Here is a 4,719-nt window from a genome sequence, read left to right on the forward strand (position 1 = left end):
GCGAACAGGGCGGCTCAGGCCACCTTGGCTCCGGGTCCGCCGGCGATGTTGAGTGCGCGGTAGCCGTCTTGATCGAGCTCGGCAGCGGCGTTTTGCCAGAGGTAATCGCCGGTCAGGCTGATGTGTCGCCAGCCTAGCGGGGCTACATGGGCGAGCAGCTCGTCGGGCGCGGGCTCGCCGCTGGCGCGCAGATGCTCGACGGCGCGGCCCATGTAAAGCGTGTTCCAGTACACGATCGCGGCGGTGACCAGCGTCAGCCCGGACGCTTTCAGCGCCTGGTTCTCGAACTGCGGATCGCGCAGGCGGCCCTGTTTGTGGACGAACACGGCTTGGGCGAGCGTGTGACGCGCCTCGCCCTTGTTGAGCCCAGCCTGACACTGCTGGCGGAGCGCCCTGGATTCTAGCCAGTCGAGCGTGAACAGGGTGCGCTCGATCCGGCCCAGCTCCTGGAGCGCGAAGTCGAGCCGGTTCTGGCGACGGTACGCGGCCAGCTTCTTCAGCATGACCGACGGTAGCACCACGCCGGCCTTCACGGACGCGGCGAGCCGGACGATCTCGTCCCAGCTTTCGCGGATGGCAGCGATGTTGAACGGGCGCCCGATCAGCTTCGCGAGCGCCTCGGGGCGGGCCGTGCCCGGGAACAGGCCGAGCCGGCGATCGGCTAGATCGCGCAGGCGGGGCACGAACCGGAAGCCGAGTAGGTGCGCGAGCGCGAACACGTGGTCGGACGCGCCGCCCGTATCGGCATAGTGGGTCGCGGGTTCGATGCCGCAGCCGTGCGCGACCAGCCCGTCCAGCACATAGGGCGCCTCCGCCGCGGTCGCCGAGATCAGCCGGACATGGTAGGGCGCGTAGGTATCGGCGACATGGGCGTAGATCTTCTGCCCCGGCTCCCGGTCGTAGCGCGCGTTGGTGCTGCCGGCCGCGCCCCGCCTGCCCGAGCGGAAGAACTGCCCGTCCGAGCTCGACGCGGTGCCGTCGCCCCACACGCGCGTGAGCGGCAGCGCGGCTTGCGCGTCCACCAGATGGCGCAGCCCTGCCGCGTAATTCTCTTCCGATACGTACCAGCCATGCGTCCAGGCGAGCTGGGCGTAGGTGACGCCCTGGCTGGCGTTGGCCATGCGCTCGATGCCGAGGTTCGTCGCGTCTGCCAGGATCGCGGCGAGCACGGCCTGCGGGTTGGAGTGGGCGCGGCCCGAGCGCAGTTCCGGAAATGCGCACAGGAACCCGGTGCGGGCTTCCACCTCGGCGAGCAGCTCGGTGATGCGCACGCGGGGCATGAGCCGGTCGACGGCCGCGTCCAGCCTGTCGGCCGCAGCGGGCGTTACGGCCGCGAGCGGGCTGACCCTGAGGTTACCGCCCCGCAGCTCCACGCCGTCGAGCGTGCCGCGCTTCAGCGAGCCTGCGAACCGGCGCAACCGCCAGTCGAGCAGCCTGGCGCGCCCCTCCAAGTAGCGGCCGACGTCGGTGTCGAACGGCAGCGTGAGCGCGATCTCGGCCGCTTTGCCGGGCGGGAGCATATAGCTGTCGAAGCGCAGGTGTTCGCGCGTACCCTCCACCCACAGGTCGCCCGATTGGAGCCGCTCGCGCACGGTCGCGACCGTGGCGGTTTCGTAGCGACGGCGGTCGATGACGCCGCCCTCGGTGATCGCCGCCTTCCATTTTCTGGAAAACGGCATGGGCGCATCGGCCGGTACGTCTCGCCGCCCGGTCGCGTTCAGCGCGCGCACGACCTTGATCGCGCCGAGCACGCCGTCGCGCGAGCCTGCCGCCTTGAACCGGAACGCGTCAAAAAACGCGGGCGCGTAGCGCCGCATCGTCATGTAGCGCCCCGCCGCGCGGATCAGCGGCTCGTCGCGAGTCAGGTCGGCGATCGCGGTCGCCTCGCTCTCGGCGTCCAGAAGCCTCGTCCAGCCCACCCCGTCGTCGAGCGCCGCCCAGACGTCCAACCCGTCCTCGCGCGCGACCCGGAGTGCGCCGACCGTGGCGCCCAGCAGCCGCATGAGCCGGTTCACGTCGCGTGTGGTCGCCTCGATGCCGCGCTTCTGCGCGGCCCTGGCCCTGGCGAACAGGAGGCCGGTCTGCTTGCCGAACATCTCGATCGCGGCGTCCGCGAGCCGCGCTTCCAGGTCGATGACGGCTGCGGCGAGTGTCGCGCGCCTTCTGCGGAGCGAGTAGTCGGACAGGAGGAACGCGGGCGCGACGTGGCCTTCGCGCACGAGCTGCTCGAAGCGGTGCTCGTGGATGCGGCCGGCCATGCCCGGGTCGAGCCCGAGCCGGCGCACGTGCGCGAGCCGGGCGAGAATGCCGGCGAGATTGCGCGCGGTCGGGCTGTCCGACGTGTCGCGCAGCCACGCGAGCGGCGTCGTGCTGCGATCCTGGTCCACGATCAGCAACGCATCCAGCCCCGTCACCTGCTCCGGAGCAAGCGCATCGACCAGCGTGTCGGCCGCGAGGCGGCGCGCCATGGCGCGCCCCGCCACCCCGATCCGCTCGATACGGGCGGGCGCGGGCAGAACGATCCGGGCAGCACGCAAATGGCCCAGCACTGCCGCGGCGATCGGCTTGCCCCGTTCGGTCGCTTCCGCCGCGCGGGTGGCTGCGCCGAGCGCGCCGGGGACGTCGGCCGCCTCGAACGCGCGCAGGCGCAAACGCTCCATCGCCTCCCAGGCGTGTTCGAGCCGGGTCTGGGCGCGATGCGCGTAGCCCTCGAACGCTGTGGGCGCGATGTCGAGTTGCGCGGCCAGGTGCCGGATCAGAAAATCGGGGACGACATCGTCGTGGCGTATGCCGAAGCCGGGATGACGCAGCAGGGCGAGGTGCAGCGCGAAGCCGAGCCGGTTGGCGTCGCCGCGCTTCGCTTCGATCAGTGGCCGGTCCTCATCGGCAACCGTGTAATGCTTGGCGAGCGAGGCATGGTCGAGGGGCACGCCGAACAACGCGCGGCGTTCGTTGCCCGTTAACAGATCGCGTCTGGCCATCGATCACCCCCTGTCCGGGAGCGTATAGTTTATGGCCGACACGTGCGAGGTGTCGCGTAACTCTCAAGTTTCGCGACAGCGGCTCTGACCGGTCACGCCACGAGGGCGGACGCTGTCGCAAATGTCTGTTGCTAATCAGCCGTGTTCCAATGCACATCTGCGACATGCTCCTCGGCTATGCGCGCGTATCTACCGACGATCAGGATCTCACGCTTCAAAAGACGGCACTGAAGGCGGCCGGATGCCGGCGGACATTCGAGGAGAAGGTGTCCGGCGCCAAGCGCGCCCGACCGGAACTCGACCGGATGCTGGAGCAGCTGCGCGACGACGACGTGGTTGTGGTCACCCGGCTCGATCGCCTAGCGCGGTCGACGCGCGACCTGCTCGACATCGCCGAGAAGCTGAACGAGGCGGGAGCGGGGCTGCGCTCGCTCGCCGAGCCCTGGGCCGACACGACCACGCCTGCGGGACGCATGGTGCTCACCGTGTTCGCCGGCATCGCGGAGTTCGAGCGCGAGCTGATCCACCAGCGTACCAGTTCCGGCCGCGCGGCAGCCATGGCGCGCGGCGTGAAGTTCGGGCGTAAGCCCAAGCTCACTCCGGACCAGATCGCGCTCGGACAGCGTCTCGTCGGCGAAGGCACATCGGTGCGCGAAGCGGCGAAGCTGCTGAAGTGTCATCATGCCACGCTCTATCGGGCGCTCAACCATCCGGCGCAGATGCCCGTACATCGCTCGACACGTTGATTGAGGAGTAGGATTTCGCCATGATCTTCGCGCTTCTACTAGCGGCAAGTTCGCCGAATTCCGCGCTGGAGGCGGAGCGGGCCTACTCGGAAGCTGTACTTGCCAGTGGCCGTCAGGCAGCGGCACGCAGTTTCGGTCCACAAAGCGACCCCTGGCCAATACAACATGCGCCCGAAACCGCGCGCTCTCCATCTGTGGCCAGCATGTTGCAAGCAGCCGAGAGTAGCCGAAGGTGGTGGCTCACAATGATGAGTGTCGAGAGCCATGCCGAGCGCAGACCCGAACTTGTCTTTCCGTCCTGTGATCCGAGCGGGTCGGCAGTTGTTATCGGCGGGCTGTACGATGGCGGAAATCGAGTTGGATCATATAAGACGCTTTGGCGGAACAGTGCTGAGGGGTGGCGCTGGGAAATCGACGACTATCGTCGGGATGGATCGAAGGCATTAGCGGCAGAAAGTTTACAAGCGATCGAACCTGAGTGCTCGGCAAAACTCACCAATGAACAGCTCCAAATCCAAGCCGTTAGCGATGCGAAAGAGATCGCGTCTGTTTTGCGACAGGAGCAGGCCGGCAAACAGGTCGACTGGTTGGCTGTTCCAAGACGAAGCGTGGCCGAAGACGTTATCTTTGTCGGCAACGATGGCCGACGCATCCGCAGGCTCCCCGCCAAGCTGCCCATTCGGCGCATAGCGGGTGCGTTATCGTCCGGAAGCAGTTACGATGAAACGCTACGGTGGAGTAGCCGCGTCCTGGACGGGTCTGCACAAGCCCATAGCTTTCAGATCACCCAGTGGCGCGGTCCCAAGAATGGATGGCAGATCGTCTACTACGAGCTCCGCGGGTGAAACATCACGAGAGGTGATCCGGTAACTTCCAACTCGTCCAACCTCACAAACCCACGAAACTTAATATACTTTGCGGCAACGCTCAGGCCTTTGTTGACCATTTGTTCCGACTGCCGCTGTCCATATGACAAACCTTGAGGTGCCCCC

At 67.2% G+C, this 4,719-nt stretch carries 3 protein-coding genes; 2 read left to right on the forward strand and 1 reads right to left on the reverse strand.

Annotated features, from left to right (window positions below; translation table 11 throughout):
- Positions 1-14: 14 nt before the first annotated feature.
- Positions 15-2,981 (reverse strand): Tn3 family transposase, encoded by a 2,967-nt coding sequence (locus ACH0CP_RS18875; RefSeq protein ID WP_406893941.1) that lies wholly within the window; start codon positions 2,979-2,981, stop codon positions 15-17.
- A gap of 164 nt (positions 2,982-3,145) precedes the next feature.
- Here ACH0CP_RS18875 and ACH0CP_RS18880 point away from each other — a divergent pair, with 164 nt between their 5' ends.
- Both ACH0CP_RS18880 and ACH0CP_RS18885 read left to right on the forward strand, forming a co-directional pair.
- Positions 3,146-3,727 carry a recombinase family protein gene (locus ACH0CP_RS18880; RefSeq protein ID WP_007406331.1) on the forward strand — a complete coding sequence of 194 codons (582 nt, stop codon included), beginning with the start codon at positions 3,146-3,148 and terminating at the stop codon, positions 3,725-3,727.
- A 20-nt stretch (positions 3,728-3,747) separates the two neighbouring features.
- Complete coding sequence (locus tag ACH0CP_RS18885) at positions 3,748-4,572, forward strand: hypothetical protein (RefSeq protein WP_126014483.1); 825 nt, start codon at positions 3,748-3,750, stop codon at positions 4,570-4,572.
- The last annotated feature ends 147 nt before the right edge of the window (positions 4,573-4,719 follow it).

This window comes from Sphingomonas sp. 179-I 2A4 NHS (assembly GCF_045369135.1).
Lineage (GTDB): Bacteria > Pseudomonadota > Alphaproteobacteria > Sphingomonadales > Sphingomonadaceae > Sphingomonas.

Coding starts and splice junctions, on each gene's coding strand:
- ACH0CP_RS18875 (WP_406893941.1), bottom strand. CDS start 2,981: ATGGCCAGACGCGATCTGTTAACGGGCAACGAACGCCGCGCGTTGTTC.
- ACH0CP_RS18880 (WP_007406331.1), top strand. CDS start 3,146: ATGCTCCTCGGCTATGCGCGCGTATCTACCGACGATCAGGATCTCACG.
- ACH0CP_RS18885 (WP_126014483.1), top strand. CDS start 3,748: ATGATCTTCGCGCTTCTACTAGCGGCAAGTTCGCCGAATTCCGCGCTG.